We start from the raw sequence: 21,209 nt of genomic DNA on the forward strand, positions 1-21,209 counted from the left end.
ATGAACTGGTAATAACTGTAGCGGCAGGCAACGCCGGGGGCGAAATTGCCCTACCTTAGGCGGAGACGCGGGCGCGTCCGCGGCCGCGGTTGCGGCGGCGCTTCAGGGCGCGGCGCTCCTCCTCGGACAGGCCGCCCCAGACGCCGGCGTCCTGGCCGGACTCCAGGGCCCACTTCAGGCACTGGGAGGAAACGGGGCAGCGGTTGCAGACCAGCTTGGCCTTGGCGATCTGGGTGAGGGCGGGGCCGGAGTTACCGACCGGGAAGAACAGCTCGGGGTCCTCGTCGCGGCAAATTGCTTCGTGGCGCCAATCCATGATTGATATCTCCTAACAAATTTTCGACAGCGTTTAACACCGGTACTTGGAACCGAATTCGGGAGCAACCAAAAATGGCGCACCGAAAATCAGAGCCAAGCCCTAATGTCATGGGGTTTGCGTGCCAGGACCGGTCTGCAACGCGGGGTGTCTGGTCTCGAGGTCAGTCCTCCGCTTGCCGCCATGGTTTACCTGGCGTTCACTCTGCGTTGGCGCAGAGTTTGGAGCTGGTTAAGCAGCTCGTCTTTTTTGCTACCTGAAGATAATGACACGTTTACAAAGACTTCGCTAGGGTTAAAGGCTAAATTGTGGCCAACATCACCGAATTATATGTCGGTGGCTTGGGGAGCTTCTGCCGAATTTCAGGCAGCTGACAGGTAGTGGTAGCGCGCTGGCCTGCGCGGACAGTTTTTGTCTGCTAAATACCTAAGGTATGCCTAGGTCAAATCCGGATCGGCGGACCACACCCGAGCGCGGTGGACCGGGCGCCCGCTCAGTGCCCTAGACAACGCGGTTAACATTACGGCGGGTAAACGGGCCGTGCGGCGCCCAGCGCGACGGTGAGTGGAGGCGCGCGGGCGGGAAAACGTAGACTAAGCTCCGTGAGCTCTAAGAAATCGACATCCGTTGCTTCTGCCGCCCGCAACTCGGTAGGCCGCGCCGGCGGTCTGGGTGCCCCGGCCACGGTCCGCCTGGGCGCGGGGATCGGCATCGTCCAGTCCATCGCCGTCATCATCTTCGGCATCTTTTTGATCGTGCACGAAGTCACCCACCCGGAAAACCCGTCGCTGGTCTCCGAGACCGCCGCGACCGACTACCTGGGCCTGGGCACCGCGATCTTCATCTTCATCGTCTTCGGCTTCGTTATCGTGGGCGCTATCGCCATGACCCGCGGCCGCCGGTGGGGGCGTGGCGCGGTGCTGCTGGTGCAGTTCATCCTGGCCGCCAGCTCCTTCCAGATGTTTTCCGGCGGGGCCATCGCCCTCGGCATCGCCACGCTGGTCGCCGCCCTGGCGGGCATCTACCTGCTGATGGTCAACCCCATCTCGCAGGAATGGTTCCAGCAGAACTTCTAAGCCGGCGCGGCCTGCAGGGCCACGAGCTGCCCGCCGCGGGCCTCGACCAGGTTGGTGCCGGCGACGGTCAGGTGGACCGGGCCGCGGTAGGAGCCGCGGTCGACCGGCACGGTGCGCTCCGTCTGGCCGGTCTTCCAGTCGTAGACGGCTATGCCGTCTGCGGTGGGCACTAGCAGGCGGTCGCCGATGGCGGCCCCGGTGCCGAGCGCGCCGTCGATGACCCGGGTGACCTTGAGCTCGTTGGGGCTGAAAAGGTACAGGCGGGCGCCGTCGAACCAGGTCATGTGGTGCGGCAGGTCCGCGGTGGCGGGCTGAAACAGCGTGGGGGACTCGCTCACCGCCGGCGAGGAGGGCACTGCCTGCCGGTGCGTGACGGTGCCGTCGTCGCTCAAGGAAATAAGCTCGGGGGTCTCACCTTCCGCGTAGACGGTGGCCGCGGACTGGCCGACGGCGACCAGCCGGGCAGAGGCGGCCTCGACCTCGGCGGTGGCGGAAACGTCCGGCTCGCGGGAATCCTCCGGCTCCGTGGTCTGGAAGCGCAGGAAGTCGCGGTTGGCGGCGTCCGGGCAGGTCTCCGAGACGACGAGTAGCTCGGTGCGGGTCAGCGCCGAGTTGATGGTGCACTCCGGGTGCGGCTGCGTGTTGGCCTCCTGCGGGGCGGGGATCTCGCCGTACTCCACCGTGCGCACCATGTCGGAGCGCCACAGCTCGACGCGGTCGGTGGAGGCGGTGCCCACCCGGTCGTTGGAGGCCACCGGTACGGTCTCCTCCGAGTTCAGCGCGCTGCGGGTGTCCGAGTACTGGCCCGTAGTGGCATCGATAGCCACGGTGTCACCGCAGCCGACCGAGGTGCGGTAGGTGGCCACCACCTTGTCCCAGGCCGTAGCCAGGCTGCACAGCGGGGCATCGGTGCGGGTATAGGACCAGACGTCGTGGCCGTCGGCATCGACGGCGCGGATGGTGGCCCCATCGGCGGCGATGATCAGCCCGTTGGTGGCGATGGGTTGGACCCCGGCCGAGGTCCGCGGGGCAGCGCCGTTGGCCAGCTCGAAGGCTGGGGTTAGCTGCGCGGGGATCTCCGCCAGCGTGGCGGGCAGTTCCGGGACCGCCTCGTCGGCCGGCTGCAGATCCGCGGCCCGCAGGGAGCCGGAAAAATAGGCGCCGACCACGGCGACGACGCAGACCACCGCGATGACCGCGGTAAGCACCCAGTCGCGGCGGGAAGCGCGCAGCACTACCGTGCGGCTCATCGCTTCCGGCCCCGGCCTCGGGCATGAGTCCGCGGGCGGCGCGGGCGTCCGGAGCCGCGCTCACGCCCGGGGCGCTTGCGGTCCCCGCCCACCACGGCGCGGGCCGGGCCGACCGACTCGCCGGCCTCGGCGGGAAAGTCCAGGGCCTCGGCCAGCTCCGGGGAGGTGCTAAACCAGGTGGGCAGGTCGTGCTGGCCGAGATCCAGCTCGGCATCGATAGCCTCCCACTTGGCCTGCTCGTCGTAGCCGACCAGGGTGACGGCGGTGCCGGTGTGGCCGGCGCGCCCGGTGCGGCCGATGCGGTGGACAAACGTCTGCGGATCGTCCGGGACCTGGTAGTTGATGACGTGGGTGACGTCGTCGATGTCGATGCCGCGTGCGGCCACGTCCGTGGCCACCAGCGTCGAGACCGCGCCGGAGCGGAAGGCTTCCAGGGAGCGCTCGCGGGCGGCCTGGCCCATGTCCCCGTGCACGGCGGCCACGGCGAAGCCGCGCTGGGCCAGGTCCTCGGCCACCTGGGCGGCCGAGCGCTTGGTGCGGGTAAAGATGATGGTCCGGCCCCGCCCGCGGGCCTGTAAGGCGCGGGAGAGCACGGCCAGCTTGTCCATGCGGTGGGCCAGGAAGCTGATCTTCTTCGTCGAGGCGTGGGTCTGGTCGGCCTCGCCGGACTCGGCGCGGATGTGCACCGGCTTGTCCATGAAGCCGCGGGCCAGCGACAAGATGGCGCCCGGCATGGTGGCCGAGAACAACATCGTCTGCTGCAGGCTGCCGGCCACCGCGGCGGCGAGCTTTTCGATATCGGGCAAAAACCCCAGGTCCAGCATCTCGTCGGCCTCGTCCAGGACCAGGATGGCCACCGCGTCCAAGCGCAGGTGGTGCTGGGAGTGCAGATCCAGCAGGCGGCCCGGGGTGCCGACCACGACGTCCGCGCCGCGTTCCAGCTCGGCGATCTGCTCGGCATAGGGCCGCCCGCCGAAGACGGTGACTACGCGCACCGGCAGGTTGGCCGCCGCCGCCCGCAGATCCTCGCCGACCTGCTGGGCCAACTCGCGGGTGGGGACTACGACCAGGGCGTGCGGGGTGCCGTCGCACTCCGGCAGGGCCGCGTCGTCGAAGACCCGGTCGAGTAGAGGAACCCCGAAGCCTAAGGTCTTGCCCATCCCGGTGCGCGCCTGGCCGATGATGTCGGCGCCCTTGAGCGCCAGCGGCAGCGCGAGCTCCTGGATGGCGAAGGTGCGGGTAATACCCTGGGCGGCCAGGGCATCGCAGATCTCGGCGGCCACACCTAGGCGAGAAAACGTCGGGGTCGGCGGTACGGTGGAAGGCGTTTGCGAGTCAGACACACCTCGATACTAACCGTCACGGTTATAGTGGGGGCCATTAGATTGTTTGGCTTCGCGCTCAGACAACAGGAATTGGCGCACCGCGGTGCGCCGCAGACGAAGAAGACGCAGAAAGGCGGGTTTTCACCCCATGGATATCAAGTTTGGTTTCGCGGATACGGCCCGGGAACTGGTCATCAACGCCGAAGGCACCCAGGACGAGCTGGCCCAGCGCATCAACGCCGCCCTGGCGGACAACTCCACCTTGGAGCTGGCCGACGAGAAGGGCCGCAAGTACCTGGTGCGCACCGATCGCGTCGTCTACGTCGAGATCGGCGCGGTTAAGCCGCACGCCGTCGGCTTCGCCGGCGCCTAGTTTTCCCACCGCTGCCCGGGGCCTTCGGCCCGGCCGCCCGCTTGCGGCGCGCCGGCGGGCACCGGGTAACCTTAAGGGCCATGGAGAACTCGGAATTTCCACAACCCCGGCACCACCGCCGCGCCGAGCCGCGCGGTGAGAACGACCAGCGCAGCTGGGCCGGGGATTCCAGCCTGTCCGAACCCGCCCGCCACGGCGCCGAGGACAGCAGCCGGGGCGCCGGCGGGGCGGTGCGCCGCTTCGCCGCGGACTACGGCTGGTGGCGCGTGGTGGCCATCCCGGTCCTGGCGATCATCACCGTCTGGGTGCTCATCGACATCTTCACCGGCCCCAGCGAGGAGGCCGGCTCCCCGCGCGCCCAGGAGCAGGACAGCGCCACGGCCGGCCATGACGCCACGGCCGTCGGCCCCGACCCGGCGGATGCCGGCGACGTCCAAGGCGCTATCGACCAGCTGCCGCCGGGCGGCGAATTCACCCGCGCCGGCGACAAGACCTACCGCGAGGTCGGCACGCCAGGCCTCGACGTCGGGGAGGGCGAGGTGCGCACCGTGCGCTACTCGGTGGAGATCGAAAACGGCATTGACACCTCCAGCTACGGCGGCGACGCCGCCTTCGCCAGCATGGTGGACGCCACCCTGTCCGACCCGCGCGGCTGGACCAACGACCCGGCCTTCAAATTCGTCCACGTGGGCGCCGACGAGGACCCGGACACCCGCTTCCAGCTGACCTCCCTGGAGACCACCGCGGAGCTCTGCGGCGCGCAGCTGGGCATGGAGACCTCCTGCCACACCACGATCACCGGGGACTCGACCGTGGTGGTCAACGAGTCGCGCTGGGTACGCGGCTCCCGCGCCTTCGAGGGCGACGTGGGCAACTACCGCCAGTACCTCATCAACCACGAGTTCGGCCACGCCATCGGCTACGCCGAGCACCAGGCCTGCGGCGGCGAGGGCAAGCTGGCGCCGGTGATGATGCAGCAGACCATCTCGCTCAACAACAAGGCCCTGCACGCCGAGGCCCCGGACGAGGTCTACCCGGACGAGGACGTCACCTGCGAGCCCAACCCGTGGCCCTACCCGGTCCCGGGGGTGGAAGACCCCCACGACCCGGGCCACGGCAAGGCCCGTAACGACTAAACACCTCAACTAGAGACGTAACCCCAACCCGAACCGAGTGAAGGAGCCGGACGTGATTTCTAACCCTCCGGAGCATGTCTTAAGCGCATTCCGTAGCAGCGGCCGTCCGGCCGTGGGCCAGCCCGAGCAGCTGGGCTATGCCTGGGACAACGGCCTGCGCGTGGGCGACGTGGTCTACGCGCTCGCCTCTGACACGGCGACCTGGTCGGCCCGGGTGCGCGAGAAGCTCAGCGTGCCGGGGGCGCGGGTGGCCCGCCCCCTGCTGACCACGGACGGGCGCTACACCGTCGCCGGCTGGAAGGCGACCCAGTTCGTGGCCGGGGACCTGGAAAAGCGCGTCGATGAGACGGCGCTGCTGGCCGGGCGCCTGGAGGCCGAGCTGGCGGATTATTCGGCGCCTTTCGCCGGCACCGCGGAAAGCCGCACGGACGTCTTCGCTCAGGCCGAGCGCGCGGCCTGGGAGGAAACCAGCGAGTACTACGCGGACCTTTCCGGCCTGCCGCGGGTGGTCGGGCACGCGGACCTGCTGGCCACCACGCTGTATTCCGGCCACAATCCGCCGGCCCTCGTGGAAGTCGTGCCCACCGCCGCGCCCCGGCCGAAGGGCTACACCACGGCCCTGGTGATTGTCGACGGGCTGATTAACCGCGCCGTGGATGACGCTATCTGCGATCGCTTCGACCACATCGAGGGACTCGACCAGCTGCTGCTGCGCGCGGCGGCCTACCGGCGCCACGTGAACTCCCTGCACGAGGAATCGCGCGTGAACGTACGTTCGGAGATCCAGCGGGTGGAGCAGATGCTCGTGTCCCGCGTGTGTGCCAAACTTTAGGGCATGACCGGACGCTATGACCCCCATGACACCGCCCGCAGCGGCGTAGTCCTCCCGCCCTCGCCCGAGGTGCGCCTCGTGGCCGGTGAGAAGCCCGCCGGCACCCGCGAGTGGCCGCACCCCCTGCCGGAGCGCGGGGTATGGAAGGTGACCGGCCAGGCCGGGGCCGGGGTGAGCAGCTTTCTGGTGGACACCGTCCTGAACGTGCTGCGCTCCGGGGCGGACCCGGCCGGGGTGCTGGTGGTCAGCTTTTCCAAGGAATCCGCGGCGGCGCTGCGGCGCGAAATCTCGGCGCACCTGGGCGACTACGCCTCCTCGGCGGCGCTCGTGCGTTCGGTACACTCGCTGGCTTTCTCGCTCCTGCGCCAGGCCAGCGACGAAGACCTGCGCCTTATCACCGGCGCGGAACAAGACGCTGTCATCCGCGAGCTGCTGGAAGGCCACGCCGCCGGCGGCGTGGCCAGCTGGCCGGAGGAAATCCGCCCGGCGCTGGGCATGGTGGGCTTTGCCCGGCAGCTGCGCGACTTCCTGCTGCGCGCCATCGAGCGCGGCCAGTCGCCGGAATCCCTGCGCGAAAAAGGCCGCGAGCACTCCCGCCCCATGTGGATTGCCGCCGGGGACTTCCTGGAGGAATACGAACAGGTCATGGCACTCAGCGGCGCGCATTCCTACTCGGCCGCGGAGCTGGTCAGCCAGGTGCTCCTGCGCGCCGGGCAGCTGGATTTCGGCCAGTGGCACACCATCGTGGTCGACGACGCGCAGCTCTTGGCGCCGGCCTCCGGCGAGCTGCTTAGCCTCATCATCGCGCAGGCGAAGCTCGCCGTGGTGGGCGGCGACCCGGAGCAGGCGGTCTTCGCCTTCCGCGGCGCCAACACCCGTTTCTTCGACGAGCTGGACGCCGAGCACCACATCGACCTGGGCGCCTCGCAGCGGCGGCCGGAGCCGGCCTGCCTGGACATCGTGTCCACCGCGGCCCAGCTGCAGGCCTCCGTGGCCGACGCCATCCGCCGCCGCCACCTAAGCGATGGGGTGGACTGGCGCGATATCGCCGTCATCGTGCGCTCGGTCGCGGATATCACCCCGCTGCGCCGGGGCCTGCTGGCCGCCGGCGTGCCCGTACACCTCAATCCCACGGACGTGGTGCTGGCCGAGCAGCGCCTCGTGGCGGCCATGGTCCAAGCACTCGAGGCGGTCTACCAGCCCCTGCGCACCGCGCAGCTGGAGGAGCTCATGACCGGGCCCGTCGGCGGCGCGGACCCGGTCACCCTGCGCCGGCTCATCCGCGGCCTGCGGCGCTGGAATCCGGCCCAGCGCGGCCTGGAGACCCTGCGGGAGCTGCTCACCGGCCCGCTGCCGGACTTCGGCGACCTGCTGACCGAGCGGGAAGTCGCCGTGCTCGAGCGCGTCCGCGGCGTGCTGGGCGCGGGCGTGGAGCAGGCCGCAGCCGGCGCCAGCGTGGAGGAGATCCTGTGGGCCATGTGGAACGCCACGGGCCTGGCCGAGCGCCTGCAGGCGGCCGCCCTGCGCGGCGGCGCGACCGGCTCCCAGGCGGACCGGGACCTGGACGCCATGATGGCGCTCTTCGACGCCGCCGGCGACTTCGTGGAGCGCTACCCGGGCGCCGGCCTGGAGACCTTCGTCCGCCACATCACCGAGCAGGAACTGCCCACCGGCGTGCGCGACAGGCGCAACGCCACCCCGCAGGCGGTCAACATCCTGACCGCCCACGGCGCGGTGGGGCGCGAGTTCGACACCGTGGTCGTGGTCGGCGCCCAGGAGACCGAGTGGCCGTCGCTGGGGGAGACCGGCACCATCTTCGACCAGGCGGACCTGGTCGACCTGGTGGACGAGGGCATTGACCCGGACGTACCGGTCAGCCACCTGCGCGAGCGTCTGCACGAGGAGCGCCGCCTCTTCCACGTGGCCACCACCCGGCACACGTCCCGCCTGCTGGTCGTGGCTATCGATGCCCCCGATGCCGAACAGGTCCAGGAACCCTCCCGGTTCATCGCGGATTTCGCGACCCCGGCCATCAACTTCCCGGCCCTGTTCGCCCGCCGCGCGGCCACCCGCCGCCTGCGCGCTAGCGTGTGGCCCAAGGAACTGGGCCTGACCGTCCCCGAACCGGCCGCCGAGCCCCACCCGCAGCCCGTGCCCAGCGCCCTGCCCACCACAGCCCCGGCGCCGAGCGCGCCGGGGCTGCCAGACGGGGCAGAGGTGGATCCGCTGCAGGTCTCGGTGCTGTCCGTGCCGGTCTTCGTGGCGGCGCTGCGCCGGGTGGTCAGCGACGCCGAGCAGACCGAGTCCGCCCGCGAGCAGGCCGCCCGGCAGCTCGCGCGGCTGGCCGCGGCCGGGGTCCCGGGCGCCGAGCCGCAGCAGTGGTGGGCCGCCCGCGAGGTGGCCAGCAGCCCGGAGCTTAACCCGCGGCCGGCGCTGTCGCCGTCCAAGGTGGAAGCGCTCATGCAGTGCCCGCTGCACGCGGTCCTGTCCAGCCTGGAGGAGGAACCAGACAACCAGATGGCCATGCTGCGCGGCAGCCTGGCGCACGCCTTCCTGGAGGCCATCGGCCGGGGGCTGAGCCCCGCCCTGGCCCACGAGCTGTCGCTGGCCGCCTTTAGCAGCATCCAGAACTCGCCGGCCTGGAAGCGCGCCTCGGAGGCGGAGTCCTTCGCGGAACTGCTGCAGCGCACCCAGAGCTGGGTCGCGGAGGCGAACGTGAACTTCACTGCCGTGGGCACCGAGGTGCCCGTCGACGTGCGGCTGGACAACGGCGTGCGCATCTCCGGGCGCATCGACCGCCTGGACAAGTCCGCCGAAGGGTACCGCGTGGTGGATCTCAAGACGGGCAGCTCCGTACCCTCGGTCCAGGCCGCGGAGGACAACCCCCAGCTGGCGACCTACCAGCTGGCCCTGTCCCAGGGCGAGGTGGTCACCGAGGACGCCAGCACCCACAACCCCAGCGGGGTCAAGGTCGCCAGCGGCGACGGCCTGCCGCGCGAGGGCGGGGTGCTGTTCTACCCGGCCTCGTCGAACAAGTCGGTGCCGGGGCGCTACCAGAGCGCCTGGGGCGCTGAGGCCCTAGAGGAATTCGCCGCGCAGCTGCCCGACCTGGTGGCCGAGCAGCGCGGGCCGACCGTGACCGCGCGCATTAGCGATAGTTGTACGTTCTGCCGGATTAAGCCCATCTGCCCGGTGCAGCCGGAGGGAAGGATGACCACCGATGTCGAAGGCTAATTACCCCCACTTGAGCCCGGCCGTGCTGGCCGCGTCGCTGGGCAAGAAATTCCCGCCCAGCGCGGAGCAGGCCCAGGTCATCGACAGCCCGCTGGGGCCGAAGTTGGTGGTAGCCGGCGCCGGCGCCGGCAAGACGGAGACCATGGCCTCCCGGGTGGTCTCCCTGGTGGCCAACGGGGTGGTCCGGCCCGAGGAGATCCTGGGGCTGACGTTTACCAAGAAGGCCGCCCTACAGCTGGAAAACCGCATCCGCCGGGCGCTGGTGCAGCTGCGGGAGACCGGCATGTTCCCGCCGGGCTCGCCGGTGGCCGACGCCCTGGAGACCATCGCGCCGAAGGTGGCCACCTACGACTCCTACGCCGGGGACCTGGTCCGCGAGTACGGGCTCTTGGTGCCGGTGGAGCCGGGCGCGCGGATCATCACCGACGCCGAGCGCTTCGCCCTGGCCCACGAGGTGGTCACCAACTACACCGGGCGCCTGTCCAGCACCAGCCAGGTCGGCACCGTCACGGAGCAGCTGGTGAAATTGGTCTCCGCCATGGACAACGTGCTGGCCGACCCGGACGATATCCGCCAGCACGCCCAGGACTTCCGCGCCGAGGTCGACGACCTGCCCAAGGGCCCGCGCACCAAGGGCGAGTATTCCAAGAAGTTGGAAGGCTACCTGGACACCCAGCAGGTTCGCGTGGACTACCTGGAGCTGGTCGAGGCCCTGCAGCAAGCGCAGCGGGAAAAGGCCGTGGTCACCTTCGGCGAGCAGATGGCCGTGGCCGCGAAGCTGGCCGCCGCGCACCCGGCAGTCGGCGCGGCCCAGCGCTCCCGCTTCCGCGTGGTGCTGCTGGACGAATACCAGGACACCTCCCACTCCCAGCGTGTGCTGCTGCGCGCGCTCTTCGGCGGCGAGCCCCATCCGGGCTTGTCCGTGACGGCGGTGGGCGATCCCATGCAGTCCATCTACGGCTGGCGCGGTGCCACCGCGGAAAACCTCGCCGCCTTCGTCACGGACTTCCCGCAAGAAAACGGCGAGCCCGCGGACAAGGACCAGCTGACGATTTCCTGGCGCAACCCGCGCAAGGTGCTGGAGATGGCCAACGCCGTGGCCGACGGGGTCTTCGCCGGCGGCCCGCGGCCGGTGGACCCGCTGCGCGCGCACGATCACGCCGGCGACGGCGAGGTCTCCCTGGGCTTTTTCGCCAACGAGGACGCTGAGATGGAGTTCGTGGCCGAGCACCTGCGCGAGAAATACGTGGCGGCCCAGGAAGCCGAACGCGACTTCAGCGCCGCGGTGCTGGTGCGCACCAACAAGCAGGCCCAACCCGTGGCCCGAGCTCTGGAAGAAGCCGGGGTGCCCTATGAAATCGCCGGCCTGGGCGGGCTGCTCTACGAGCCGGAAGTCCAGGACCTGGTGGCGCTGGCCACCATGCTCATCCGGCCGCAGAACAACACCGCGGCCCTGCGCGTGCTGGCCGGGCCCGCCTGCGGCATCGGCCTGAAGGACATCCAGTCCCTGGGCAAGCGCGCGGCCAACCTGGCCGGCCGCCTGCGCCACCCCGGCGAGGAGGACCCGGCCCAGACCACCGACCAAAGCGCAGACCAGCCAGCAGGCCAGGCGCCGGAGGAGCCGCTGGACCCTGCCGATCCGGAGGCGGTGCTGCGCGCGGAGCTGGACGACATCACAGCCCAGGCCCCGGAGCAGGTGCTGGGCCTGGCGGACGCGGTCGCGGACCTGGGCGAGCGCGAGCGCTACACGCCGGAGGGGCTCGCACGCATCGAGGAGCTGTCCTCCCGGCTGCGCTACCTGCGCACCTATAGCCTTTCCAAGCCGCTGGGCGATCTCTTCGCCGACATCGAGGCGGTGTTCAACCTGCGCACCGAGGTCCTGGCCCGCGGCACGGCGGGCGGGGCCACGCACCTGGACGCCTTCGCCGGCGTGGTGGAATCCCTGCCGGTCGACGGCCTCGGCGCGCTGCTGGACTACCTGGAGCTGGCTAAGGAGCACGAGAACGCGCTGGAGCCGGGCGAGGTCCCGAAGGTCAACAACCGGGTGCAGATCCTGACCGCGCACAAGGCCAAGGGCCTGGAGTGGGAGCACGTCTGCGTGGTGCGCGCGGACAAGAATTCCTACCAGACCCGCGGCGGGACCTTCCTGTCCCAGGCGGCCATCGTGCCCGGCGACGAGGACTATATCGAGGTCGTCGAGCCGGAGCCGAACGCCAAGGGCGAGGTCAAGGAAGCCACCCGCAGCGACTTCGAGAAGGGCTGCGAGGCCTACAAGCAGGAGAAGAAGGAACACCTGGCCCAGGAGGCAGCGCGCCTTTTCTACGTGGCCATGACGCGCAGCGAATCCACGCTGACCGTTACCGGCAGTTACACCGGCAAGCGCGACGAAGGCGTCTACGAGCAGCTGGAGCTGCTGCGGGATAAGTTCCCGGACGCGGTCGTGCACTGGGACGAGGGCTTCGAGGACACCGACGCCGAGCAGGCCCCGGCCGCCGGCTTCCCGGTCCTGCCGCAGCGCCCGGGCGCCAAAGACGGCGCGCGGCGGGTGGCCGCGGCGATGGACCAGCTGCCGGAGCTAAGCGAGGGCGAGGCCTTCGCCCAGTGGGAGGCGGAAGCCAGCGCGCTCATTGAGGAATACCGCGGCCTGCAAGCACCCGTGGTGGAAGTGGCCCTGCCGGGAGAGCTGACCGCCTCGGATCTGGTGGCCCTGCGCGCGGATCCCGTGCAGTTCGCCCGCCGGCAGCGCCGCCCGGTGCCGTTTAAACCGAATTCTTATGCCAAGCGCGGCACCGCCTTCCACGCCTGGCTGGAGGAGCGCTTCGGCGGCCAGGCGCTGCTGAGCGAGGACGAACTGCCCGGCATCGATGAGCCGGTCCCGGCCGCGGACCTGGTCACGCTGAAGGAGAAATTCCTCGACAGCGACTGGGCCAACCGCACCCCGGAGCACGTCGAGGCCCCGTTCGAGGTCACCATCGGTGGTGCGGTGGTGCGCGGGCGCATCGACGCGGTCTTCCGCGAGCCGGACGGCAGCTGGCTGGTGGTGGACTGGAAGACGGGCCGGCCGCCGCAGGGCGCGGACATGCAGGCCGCCCAGATCCAGCTGGCCGTCTACGCCGAGGCCTGGCGCCGGCTGACCGGGGCACACAGCGTGCGTGCGGCCTTCCACTACGTGGCGGATAACTACACGCTGGAACCGCGCCACCTGCCGGACGGGCCGGCCCTGGTGCGGCTGCTCAGCGGGGCGGTGCACCCCGAGTGAGGGCGGGTGGGCCCCGCGGGAGTTCGGTAATATTGCGGCAATCGCACTAGGGTATTGCATTGCGTGGGCAGGTTCCTGCCCGGCCCGCGCCCCTGGTTTGACACACGAAGGAGGCCGTCGAGCTCATGCCGACTCCCGCGCGCCGCTTCAAGCGGCGTATTACCCAGCGGTTCCACCCCGGACACGAGCTGTCCGCGCTGCCAGCGCACGGCCTCATCGACATCATCCGCGTGCCCCGCAAGGATGAGACCAACCCGTGGAAACAGCTGATGCGGCGTATTGTCCTCGCGCTGGTGATCGTGGTCTTTGTGACCCTGGTGGTCTACTTCGACCGGGACGGTTACAGCGAGGAGAACATGTCGCTTCTGGATGCGGCGTATTATTCGGCCGTGTCGCTAACCACCGTGGGTTACGGCGATATCGTGCCGGTCAGCCCGGAGTCCCGCTTCTTAAACCTCGTTCTTATTACCCCGGCCCGCCTGATCTTCCTGGTCTTGTTGGTCGGCGCGACCTTGTCGGTGCTGACTGAAAAGACTCGAAAGACCTACGAAATCCAGCGTTGGAGGAAAAAGTTGCATAACCACACCGTCGTCATCGGCTATGGCACCAAGGGTGCCGGGGCCGTCGCGGCCCTGCTGGCTGACGATGTCCCGGCCTCCCACATCGTGGTCATCGACACCAACCGCGCGGCACTCTCCCACGCGGAGCACCACGGGCTGGTCACCATCTACGGCAACGGCACCCGCCAGGACGTGCTGAAAATCGCGGGCGTGGAACACGCCAAGTCCGTGGTGGTCACCCCGTCCACGGATGATACCGCCGTGCTGTGCACCCTGTCGGTGCGCGAGCTGTCCCCGCACGCCAAGATCGTGGCCTCGGTGCGCGAGTCCGAAAACCGCCACCTGCTGCGCCAGTCCGGCGCGGATTCCGTGGTCACCTCCGCCGAGACCGCCGGCCGCCTGCTGGGGCTGGCCACCGTCACCCCGACGGTCGTGTCCATGATGGAGGACCTGCTCTCCCCGAACGAGGGCTTTTCCGTGGCCGAGCGCCCCGTGCGCGAATACGAGGTCGGCTCCAACCCGCGCCACATCATGGACATCGTTCTGGCCGTGCTGCGCGACAACGAGATCCACCGCGTAGACACCGCCGACGCGAACGCCCTGCGGCCCGGCGACCGGCTGCTCTACATCAAGCACGACACGGAGGAGCCCGCCGAGGTCACGGAGGACAACGACTAGTGCTTATCTACGTCTCCGCGCGCGGGCAGGTCCCCGCCAGCGGCGACGGGCTGCCGGTGGTCATCGATGCCCCGCCGGCGGCCGCGGAGGTTTACGTCACGGTCTCCTATAGCCCGCTGGTCTACGCGCAGCCCGCGCCGTCGGCCGGGGTGGAGACCATCCCCGGGGCGGCGGGCTGGCTGGGCCCGCGCGAGCTGGCCGCCCTGGCCCGCGACCCCCACACCAGCGCCGAGACCCGCCAACTGGTTGCGTGGTCGCTGCGCGCGATTGGTCTGCTGCGCTACCGCCGCGAGTTCCGCTTCCACCCGCGCAGCGGGCAGGAGCTGGAATTCGGCGCCGGCGGCATCGCCGGGCGCGCGCCGGGTCAGGACACGCAGACGGTCTACCCGCGCCTGGATCCGGCGGTCATCGGGATGGTCCACCACCCAGAGAAGGAGGAAATCCTGGTCGCCCGCAACCGGATGCGGCCGGGGTATTTCTCGCTCATCGCGGGCTACGTCGACGTCGGCGGAGAGCCTAGAACACGCCTTCGAAAGGGAGGTGTGGGAGGAGACCGGCCGTCGGGTGCATAAGATAACCTATTGGGGATCCCAGCCGTGGCCGGCCAGCGGCTCACTGATGGTGGGCTTTAGTGCCACCGCCGCGCACCCGGACCCGGACCCGGCGGCTGCGACCGACGGGGAGCTGGCCGAAATCCGCTGGGTCGGGCGGGACCAGTTGCTGTCGTTGCCGCTGGCCGCGCCAGGTTCTATTGCACACACGATGATGATGGAGTGGTACGCCCGTGGCACCAGACGCTAAGTTCAGTCTCGACCTCAGCCAGCTGGACGAGGACCAGCGGGTCGCGGCCACGGCCCCGCGCGGGCCGGTGTGCATCCTCGCCGGCGCCGGCACCGGCAAGACCCGCACCATCACCTACCGCATCGCGCACCTGGTGGAACAGGGCTTCGTCAGCCCGCAGCGCGTGCTGGCGGTGTCCTTTACCACCAAGGCCGCCGGGGAGATGCGCGACCGGCTTGAGTCCATGGGTATCGGCGGCGTGCAGGCGCGTACTTTCCACTCCGCGGCCCGCCGGCAGCTGAAATACTTCTGGCCGCAGGTGGCCGGGGACCTGCCCTGGGCCATGGTGGACAAGCAGTTCTCCCTGGTTGGCCGCGCCGTCAACCGGGTGGGCGTGGAAAACACCAAGGAGACCGTGGGGGATCTCAAAGAAGAGATCAAGTGGGCCAAGTCCTGCCTTCTCACCCCGGGCACGTACGCCGAACACATCGCCAAGCTGGGCCGCAAGGCCCCGGTGAGCCCGGACAAGGTCGCGGCGGTCTACCAGGCCTACGAGGACTTAAAGACCCGCCCGGACGGCGTCCTGCTGGACTTCGAGGACCTGCTGCTGCACGTGGCCGGGGCGCTGGAAAACGTCCCGGCGGTGGCGGAGGAGTTCCGCTCGCAGTACCGCAGCTTCGTGGTGGACGAGTACCAGGACGTCACCCCGCTGCAGCAGCGCGTGCTGGACGCCTGGCTGGGCGAGCGCGACGATCTCACGGTGGTCGGCGACGCCAACCAGACCATTTACTCCTTTACCGGCGCGAGCCCGGACAACCTGCTGAACTTCTCGCGCAAGTACCCGAACGCTACGGTGGTCAAGCTGCAGCGCGACTACCGCTCGACGCCGCAGGTTACCGACCTGGCCAACCGGGTCATCGGCCAGGCCAGCGGGCGGGCCGCCGGCACCCGCCTGGAGCTACAGGGCATGCGCGAGCCCGGCCCGGAGCCGCAGTTCCAGGACTACGAGTCCGAGGAGACCGAGGCCCAGGAGGTCGCCGGCAAGATCTTGAGCCTGCTCAACGACGGCGTGCCCGCCAAGGAGATCGCGGTGCTCTACCGCATCAACTCCCAGTCGGAGCCCTTCGAGCAGGCGCTGGCGGATGCCGGGGTGGTCTACCAGGTCCGCGGCGGGGAGGGCTTTTTCAACCGCGCTGAGATCCGCGAGGGCGTGCGCGAGCTGGTGCGCGCGACCCGCCGCGACGACCTGCCGGCCGACCCGGTGGCGGTGGCCCGGGCGGCCTTCGCGCCGCTGGGGCTTTCCGAGCGCGAGCCGGATGGCGCCCAGGCTCGCGAGCGCTGGCAGTCCCTAAGCGCCCTGGTGGATCTCATCCGGCAGCTGGTGGACAACCGGCCGGGCATCGACCTGCCCGGGGTGGTCGCCCAGCTGCAGGAGCGCGCCCGCAACAAGCAGAACCCGGTCATGGAGGGCGTTACCCTGGCCACCTTCCACGCCGCCAAGGGCCTGGAGTGGGACGCGGTCTTCCTGGTGGGCTTGAGCGAAAAACTGTTGCCGCTCAACCACGCCATCAAGTCCGGCAATGCCGAGGACATCGAGGAAGAACGCCGCGTGTTCTACGTCGGGATCACCCGCGCCCGCGAGCACCTGCTGTGTTCCTGGGCGCGTGCGAAGACCACCGGCGCTCGCGCCAGCCGGGAGCGCACCCGCTTTTTGGATGGGATCGTCCAGGACCAGGTCGCTGACGCGCCGTCGCGGCGTTCGCGGCGCCGCTCGTCCTGCCGCGTGTGCGGGCGCCCGCTGGCCACCCCGGCGGAGAAGTCGCTGGGCCGCCACGAGTTCTGCGCCTCTGATGTCGACGAGGAGCTCTTTGCCCGCCTGCGGGCCTGGCGCAAGGACGTCGCGGCCGAGGCCCAGGTGCCGGCGTACGTGATTTTCTCCGACGCCACGCTGCTGGCCATCGCGGAGCAACTACCCACCGACGAGGCCGCCCTGCTCAGTGTGTCCGGCGTGGGCCCGAGCAAGATGGAAAAATTCGGCGCGGAAATCTTGAGCCTGGTCTCTAGCCACGTGGCCGGCTAAGCCGCAAGCACGCGAGCTAAGCACCGCAGCCTAGAAGCAGGCGGGGCAGTGCGGGTGCGGCTCGAGTATGCGGTGCGTGGTCTGCCCGTAGACGTCCACGTCGATTAGCGAGCCGGGCACGGCCCGGGCGGCGGGAACCCCCGGCGGGGTAGGGGTGCCGGTGACCGCGCCGACTGCCACCAGCGTGTGGGCGCTAATGGCGTGGTAGACGGCGAAGTCGTGGGCCTTGGTGTGCTGCCCGTACTGGGCGATGACGGTGGGCCAGGACGGGTCCATGTCGCTGCGCACCAGGTCGAAGCACAGCGGGCAGGGGCCTTCGCCGCGGTAGTGCAGCGGCCCGATGATCCCGCGCGAGTCGATGGCGCTGACCGGCAGCCAGGTAAAGGCCTTGGCGCGGTACCGGGCCAGCAGGGGCGCCCAGTAGAGGGCCTCGGCCAGCTCGTCGACGAGCACGATGGGGGTGTGCGGGGCGGTGTGCGCCAGGTAGGAGCTCATCGTCTCCCGGTCGAAGGGGTTGCGCACCCGGCACCCGTGTGCGCGCAGCGTCTCCGTGACCAGCCCCGCCAGCCGTGTGCGGCCGAGCACCACCACCGCTGGGCCGAGCCCCTGGGCGCGCACGATGCCGTATTTGAGCAGGTCGTCCAGCAGGCTGCGGGAGGCACTCGGCGGCAGGCCGGCCAGGTCCTCCCAGTCGGCGCGCGTGAAGGGATCCGGGAGGTTGGCCAGCGCCCGCGCCAGGCGCATGGGCTGGCCGGTGCCAATCAGGCCGGCGCGGGTGGCATCCAGCCCGAACTGCAGCGTGCCCGCATCCCGCGCATAAAACCCCACCCCGGGCGCGAAGCGGAAGCTCTCGCCCGCTCCGGCCGGCAGGTCCGTGCCCTCCGGCTCGGCGAAAAAGGCCGCGCCCTCATCGGGCATGGCGTTAGTCGTGTCTTCGTTATCCACCGGTGGATTGTCCCCCTCGCCGCGACGGCGTCTGTTCACCCCTTTGCGTAGCGCCCGTGGCGGCATGGGCCTTGAGCGCGTGTCCTCATTGGAACACAGCTAGGATGGGCTGTCATGTCGAGACCACAGCAGCCGGGGGAGTCAGTCGCCACCATGCCGGTGCGGGTTATCCGCTCGGCCCGGCGCAAGCGCACCGTCGAGGCCCGCGTGGTGGACGGCGTCCTCCAAGTCCGGATCCCGGCCTGGATGTCGCAGGCCCAGGAGGACAAGGCCGTGGCCGATATGCGCCGGCAGCTGGCCAAGAAGGAAGCCTCCCCGCACGCCAGCGACGAAAAGCTGGCCGAGCGCGCCGAGTACCTCAACCAGACCTACCTGTACGGCCAGGCCCAGGTGGGTTCTATCCGCTGGGTGACCAATCAGAACACCCGCTGGGGCAGCTGCACCCTGACCACGGGCGCCATTCGGATCTCCCACCGGCTGCAGCGGGTGCCCGAATACGTGCTGGACTCGGTCATCATCCACGAGCTGGTGCACACCTTCATCCCCAACCACGGGGAAGCGTTCTGGATGTGGGCCAACAAAGCCCCACACGCCGAGCGCGCGCAAGGCTATTTGGAGGCCTATCAGCGCTTCGGCGGCGGGGCTAGCGAAATAAACGAAAGCTAGGAGCCACCGCGGGGCAGGCCTAGCGGCCTACACCGGCTTAGTTGTCCTTCGGGGAGTCGTCCTCGCCCTTGCTGTCGTCACCATCGTTGCTGGCGTCGTTGCCACCGCCCGTGGTGTCGTCCTCGGCGGAGTCCCCGTCGGCGGATTTGTCGGCGTCGGTCTTGTCGGCGTCGTCTTCGCCCTTGGTGTCCTCGTTGCGCAGCATCTCTTCCAGCTTGGCGAACTCGGCGTCGAAGTCGTCGCTCGGCGCGTCGTCTAGCAGGGCGTCGATGAAGGAGGCCGGGTTGTCCAGCTGCTCGGCGGTGGGCAGCAGGTCGGGGTGCTCCCAAGCGCCGTCGCGCTTGGTCACGCCCACGGCCACGGTGGAGCGGCGCCACAGCTCGGCGGCCTCCCGGACCTTCGGGGCGGCCAGCTCAATGCCGACCACGCGGGAAAACGCCTTCTCGGCGGAGCCGCCGGAGGTGCGCCGGCGGGCCCAGGCCTCGTTCATCGCCGAGGTCGACGGGATGCGGTCCTGCATGGCCTCGGTGACGACGTGCTCGACCCAGCCCTCGACCAGGGCCAGCAGGGTCTCCAGGCGGGAGACGGCCGCGGCGTTGCGCGAGGAAATGCGCGGGGAGAGATCCATGCCCTGCAGCTTGCTCATCGCGTCCTGGATGGCCTGCGGATCGCCGGACTCCAGGTTGAGCTCGCGGGTGGCCTCCTCGATGTGGGAGGTGTCAATGACTAGCCCCAGGGCGTATTCCTCCACGGAGGAGACCAGGCGCTCGACCAGCCACGGCACGTGGGTAAACAGGCGCTGGCGGGCGGCCTCCCGCGCGGCGATGTAGACCATGACCTCCTGGGCCGGGATGTCCAGGTCGCGGGCGATGTGCTGGATGTTGTGCGGCAGCATGGCGGTCACCCCGGACGGGGCGACGGGCAGGCCGAAATCGGAGCCGGTCAGCGCCTGCTGGGCCAGATCGCCCAGCGCGCGGCCGAGCTGCATGCCGAAGTTCATGCCCGACATCTGGTTCATCATCTGCGACAGCGGGCCCATCATCTCCCGGGCCTGCTCCGGCATGGACTCTAATTGCGCCTCGTTCATGTGCTCGGCCACGGGAGTGACCATGCGCTTCCACATCGGCAGGGTGTTTTCTAACCACTCGGTGGAATTCCACGCCGCCACGGTGGAGCTAGCAGTCGGCAGGTCCGTGGAATCATCCAGCCAGAGCTCGGCCAAGCGCAGGGACTGCTCGACGGCCTGGGTGTCCTTGTCACCGACGGGCTTGTCGCTGGAAATCTGCTGGCGGGCGATGCGCTCAGCCATGGCGTAATTAACCGGGCCGGAGTTTTCCGGCGAGTTCATAGACGAGCCCATGCCGGACAGCATCTGCCCGAACTGGTTGAGCATATCGCCTAATCCGCCGCCCCCGGCTCCGCTAAATCCGAAGGCGCCAAACGGGTTCTGGTCGCGGCGATCGTTGTTATCGTCGTCGTCATCATTATTGGGGAAAGAAAAGCCGAATCCGTTAGTCATAGTCCCCAATCTACCGTCCGCGCTAAGGCTGCCACCATGCCAACTTAAACGCTGATAGCGAACACGGTAGGCTGTGTGGCCATGACCTCTTCATCCTCGCGCCGCCGGCGCACGCTCGTGTGGGGCGCAATCCCAGTGGTCCTGCTCGGCGCCGCGGTCAGTGTCACCGAAATCCCCGGAACCGATATCAACCTCGCGGTGCCCTATGCCGCCGAGGGGCCCGGGCCGACCGTGAACACCCTGGACGAGGTCGACGGCAAGCCCGTCGTCGAGGTCGAAGCCCCGAACACCGATGATCCGGCCGGTCACCTGAACATGACCACCGTCTCGGTGCGCACGCAGATGAGCCTGATGCAAATGCTGGGTCGCTGGCTGACCAGCGACGACACCATCGTGCCCATCGAAACGGTCATCCCGAAGAACATGTCGCCGGAGCAGATGGAAGAGGCCAACAAACAGGCGTTTACCGACTCCGAGTCCGCCGCCACCATCGCGGCCATGGACTACCTGGACAAGCCGGTGGAAATCGTCGTCGCCGATCTGACCGAGGACTCTGCGGCCCAGGGCGCCCTGGAGCGCGAGGACGTGATCAAGGCGCTGGACGGGGAAGCGGTCGGCGAGCCGCAGGAGCTGCAAAAGCGCATCCAGTCCCACGCCCCAGGCGACGAGGTCACCCTGACCGTCGAGCGCGACGGCAAGGAACGCGAGGAAAAGGTAACGCTGGCTGCCTCGCCCCACGACGAGGACGTGCCCCTGCTGGGCATCCTGATGACCACCCAGCCAGCCGAGGACATCAAGGTCAACTACAACCTGCAGGACATCGGCGGCCCGTCGGCCGGCATGATGTTCAGCCTCGCCGTCATCGATAAGCTCTCGCCCGGGGATCTGACCGGCGGGCACTTCGTGGCCGGCACGGGCACCATCGGCCCGGACGCGAAGGTCGGGCCCATCGGCGGGATCGTGCACAAGGTGGACGCGGTCGAAGAGGCCGGCGCCGAGCTTTTCCTGGCGCCGTCGGGCAACTGCGCGGAGGCCACCAGCCGCGACCACGGCGACATGGTCATCGCCAGCGTCGACACGCTAGATGATGCCATCGCGGCCATGGACGACTTCGACGCCGGCCGCGACGTAAAAACCTGCCCGGCGCAGTAGCGCCGGGCAGGCAGGGGGAAGGCCGCGG

17 protein-coding genes are annotated in these 21,209 nt (G+C 69.3%); 12 read left to right on the top strand and 5 right to left on the bottom strand.

Annotated features, from left to right (window positions below):
- Positions 1–55 precede the first annotated feature (55 nt).
- Entirely contained in the window at positions 56–316 is a 261-nt protein-coding gene (locus tag VVR85_RS06870; protein WP_070769720.1) for a WhiB family transcriptional regulator, read from the bottom strand.
- A 602-nt stretch (positions 317–918) separates the two neighbouring features.
- Between VVR85_RS06870 and VVR85_RS06875 the strand changes: the two genes are divergently transcribed.
- Positions 919–1,392 carry a hypothetical protein gene (locus VVR85_RS06875; protein ID WP_368520189.1) on the top strand — a complete coding sequence of 158 codons (474 nt, stop codon included), beginning with the start codon at positions 919–921 and terminating at the stop codon, positions 1,390–1,392.
- Here VVR85_RS06875 and VVR85_RS06880 read toward each other — a convergent pair.
- Complete coding sequence (locus VVR85_RS06880; RefSeq protein ID WP_368520190.1) at positions 1,389–2,642, bottom strand: hypothetical protein; 1,254 nt, start codon at positions 2,640–2,642, stop codon at positions 1,389–1,391. The genes VVR85_RS06875 and VVR85_RS06880 overlap by 4 nt on opposite strands.
- A complete protein-coding gene (locus VVR85_RS06885; protein ID WP_368520191.1) occupies positions 2,639–3,985 on the bottom strand; it encodes a DEAD/DEAH box helicase in 1,347 nt (448 codons plus the stop codon). Before VVR85_RS06885 ends, VVR85_RS06880 begins: the two co-directional genes overlap by 4 nt.
- A 130-nt stretch (positions 3,986–4,115) precedes the next feature.
- Between VVR85_RS06885 and VVR85_RS06890 the strand changes: the two genes are divergently transcribed.
- From VVR85_RS06890 to VVR85_RS06930, 9 genes are all read left to right on the top strand, one after another.
- The gene (locus VVR85_RS06890) at positions 4,116–4,340 is read left to right on the top strand and encodes a DUF3107 domain-containing protein (protein ID WP_368520192.1); all 225 of its coding nucleotides are present in this window, start codon (positions 4,116–4,118) and stop codon (positions 4,338–4,340) included.
- Positions 4,341–4,420: 80 nt separating this feature from the next.
- Positions 4,421–5,476 carry a DUF3152 domain-containing protein gene (locus tag VVR85_RS06895; protein ID WP_368520193.1) on the top strand — a complete coding sequence of 352 codons (1,056 nt, stop codon included), beginning with the start codon at positions 4,421–4,423 and terminating at the stop codon, positions 5,474–5,476.
- Positions 5,477–5,528: 52 nt separating this feature from the next.
- Positions 5,529–6,308 carry a TIGR02569 family protein gene (locus VVR85_RS06900; protein WP_409338185.1) on the top strand — a complete coding sequence of 260 codons (780 nt, stop codon included), beginning with the start codon at positions 5,529–5,531 and terminating at the stop codon, positions 6,306–6,308.
- Positions 6,309–6,311: 3 nt separating this feature from the next.
- Positions 6,312–9,542 carry a PD-(D/E)XK nuclease family protein gene (locus tag VVR85_RS06905; protein WP_368520194.1) on the top strand — a complete coding sequence of 1,077 codons (3,231 nt, stop codon included), beginning with the start codon at positions 6,312–6,314 and terminating at the stop codon, positions 9,540–9,542.
- Positions 9,529–12,801 carry an ATP-dependent helicase gene (locus VVR85_RS06910; protein ID WP_368520195.1) on the top strand — a complete coding sequence of 1,091 codons (3,273 nt, stop codon included), beginning with the start codon at positions 9,529–9,531 and terminating at the stop codon, positions 12,799–12,801. The genes VVR85_RS06905 and VVR85_RS06910 overlap by 14 nt, the downstream gene beginning before the upstream one ends.
- 125 nt (positions 12,802–12,926) lie before the next feature.
- Complete coding sequence (locus tag VVR85_RS06915) at positions 12,927–14,039, top strand: TrkA family potassium uptake protein (RefSeq protein WP_368520196.1); 1,113 nt, start codon at positions 12,927–12,929, stop codon at positions 14,037–14,039.
- Entirely contained in the window at positions 14,039–14,611 is a 573-nt protein-coding gene (locus VVR85_RS06920) for a hypothetical protein (protein WP_368520197.1), read from the top strand. Before VVR85_RS06915 ends, VVR85_RS06920 begins: the two co-directional genes overlap by 1 nt.
- Positions 14,604–14,840, top strand: coding sequence for a hypothetical protein (locus tag VVR85_RS06925; protein ID WP_368520198.1), 237 nt, complete (start codon positions 14,604–14,606; stop codon positions 14,838–14,840). The genes VVR85_RS06920 and VVR85_RS06925 overlap by 8 nt, the downstream gene beginning before the upstream one ends.
- Complete coding sequence (locus tag VVR85_RS06930; protein ID WP_368520199.1) at positions 14,824–16,899, top strand: ATP-dependent helicase; 2,076 nt, start codon at positions 14,824–14,826, stop codon at positions 16,897–16,899. Before VVR85_RS06925 ends, VVR85_RS06930 begins: the two co-directional genes overlap by 17 nt.
- A gap of 30 nt (positions 16,900–16,929) precedes the next feature.
- Here VVR85_RS06930 and VVR85_RS06935 read toward each other — a convergent pair whose 3' ends face one another.
- Positions 16,930–17,844 carry a hypothetical protein gene (locus tag VVR85_RS06935; RefSeq protein ID WP_368520200.1) on the bottom strand — a complete coding sequence of 305 codons (915 nt, stop codon included), beginning with the start codon at positions 17,842–17,844 and terminating at the stop codon, positions 16,930–16,932.
- Between the two features lie 114 nt (positions 17,845–17,958).
- Here VVR85_RS06935 and VVR85_RS06940 point away from each other — a divergent pair, with 114 nt between their 5' ends.
- Positions 17,959–18,510: a M48 family metallopeptidase gene (locus tag VVR85_RS06940; protein ID WP_368520201.1), complete on the top strand. Its 552-nt coding sequence runs from the start codon at positions 17,959–17,961 to the stop codon at positions 18,508–18,510.
- 37 nt (positions 18,511–18,547) lie between these two features.
- Here VVR85_RS06940 and VVR85_RS06945 read toward each other — a convergent pair whose 3' ends face one another.
- Positions 18,548–20,029, bottom strand: a complete 1,482-nt coding sequence (locus tag VVR85_RS06945; RefSeq protein ID WP_368520202.1) for a zinc-dependent metalloprotease — start codon at positions 20,027–20,029, stop codon at positions 18,548–18,550.
- 81 nt (positions 20,030–20,110) lie between these two features.
- On the opposite strand from VVR85_RS06945, the gene VVR85_RS06950 reads away from it, so the two are divergent.
- The gene (locus VVR85_RS06950) at positions 20,111–21,181 is read left to right on the top strand and encodes a PDZ domain-containing protein (protein WP_368520203.1); all 1,071 of its coding nucleotides are present in this window, start codon (positions 20,111–20,113) and stop codon (positions 21,179–21,181) included.
- Positions 21,182–21,209 lie beyond the last annotated feature (28 nt).

Origin of the sequence: Corynebacterium sp. LK2590 (assembly GCF_040946105.1) — a bacterium.
Classification (GTDB): domain Bacteria; phylum Actinomycetota; class Actinomycetes; order Mycobacteriales; family Mycobacteriaceae; genus Corynebacterium.

Bases quoted from the DNA above. Each gene is read 5' to 3' on its own strand.
- VVR85_RS06870 (WP_070769720.1), bottom strand. From the start codon at position 316: ATGGATTGGCGCCACGAAGCAATTTGCCGCGACGAGGACCCCGAGCTG.
- VVR85_RS06880 (WP_368520190.1), bottom strand. From the start codon at position 2,642: ATGAGCCGCACGGTAGTGCTGCGCGCTTCCCGCCGCGACTGGGTGCTT.
- VVR85_RS06890 (WP_368520192.1), top strand. From the start codon at position 4,116: ATGGATATCAAGTTTGGTTTCGCGGATACGGCCCGGGAACTGGTCATC.
- VVR85_RS06895 (WP_368520193.1), top strand. From the start codon at position 4,421: ATGGAGAACTCGGAATTTCCACAACCCCGGCACCACCGCCGCGCCGAG.
- VVR85_RS06905 (WP_368520194.1), top strand. From the start codon at position 6,312: ATGACCGGACGCTATGACCCCCATGACACCGCCCGCAGCGGCGTAGTC.
- VVR85_RS06910 (WP_368520195.1), top strand. From the start codon at position 9,529: ATGTCGAAGGCTAATTACCCCCACTTGAGCCCGGCCGTGCTGGCCGCG.
- VVR85_RS06915 (WP_368520196.1), top strand. From the start codon at position 12,927: ATGCCGACTCCCGCGCGCCGCTTCAAGCGGCGTATTACCCAGCGGTTC.
- VVR85_RS06940 (WP_368520201.1), top strand. From the start codon at position 17,959: ATGTCGAGACCACAGCAGCCGGGGGAGTCAGTCGCCACCATGCCGGTG.
- VVR85_RS06945 (WP_368520202.1), bottom strand. From the start codon at position 20,029: ATGACTAACGGATTCGGCTTTTCTTTCCCCAATAATGATGACGACGAC.
- VVR85_RS06950 (WP_368520203.1), top strand. From the start codon at position 20,111: ATGACCTCTTCATCCTCGCGCCGCCGGCGCACGCTCGTGTGGGGCGCA.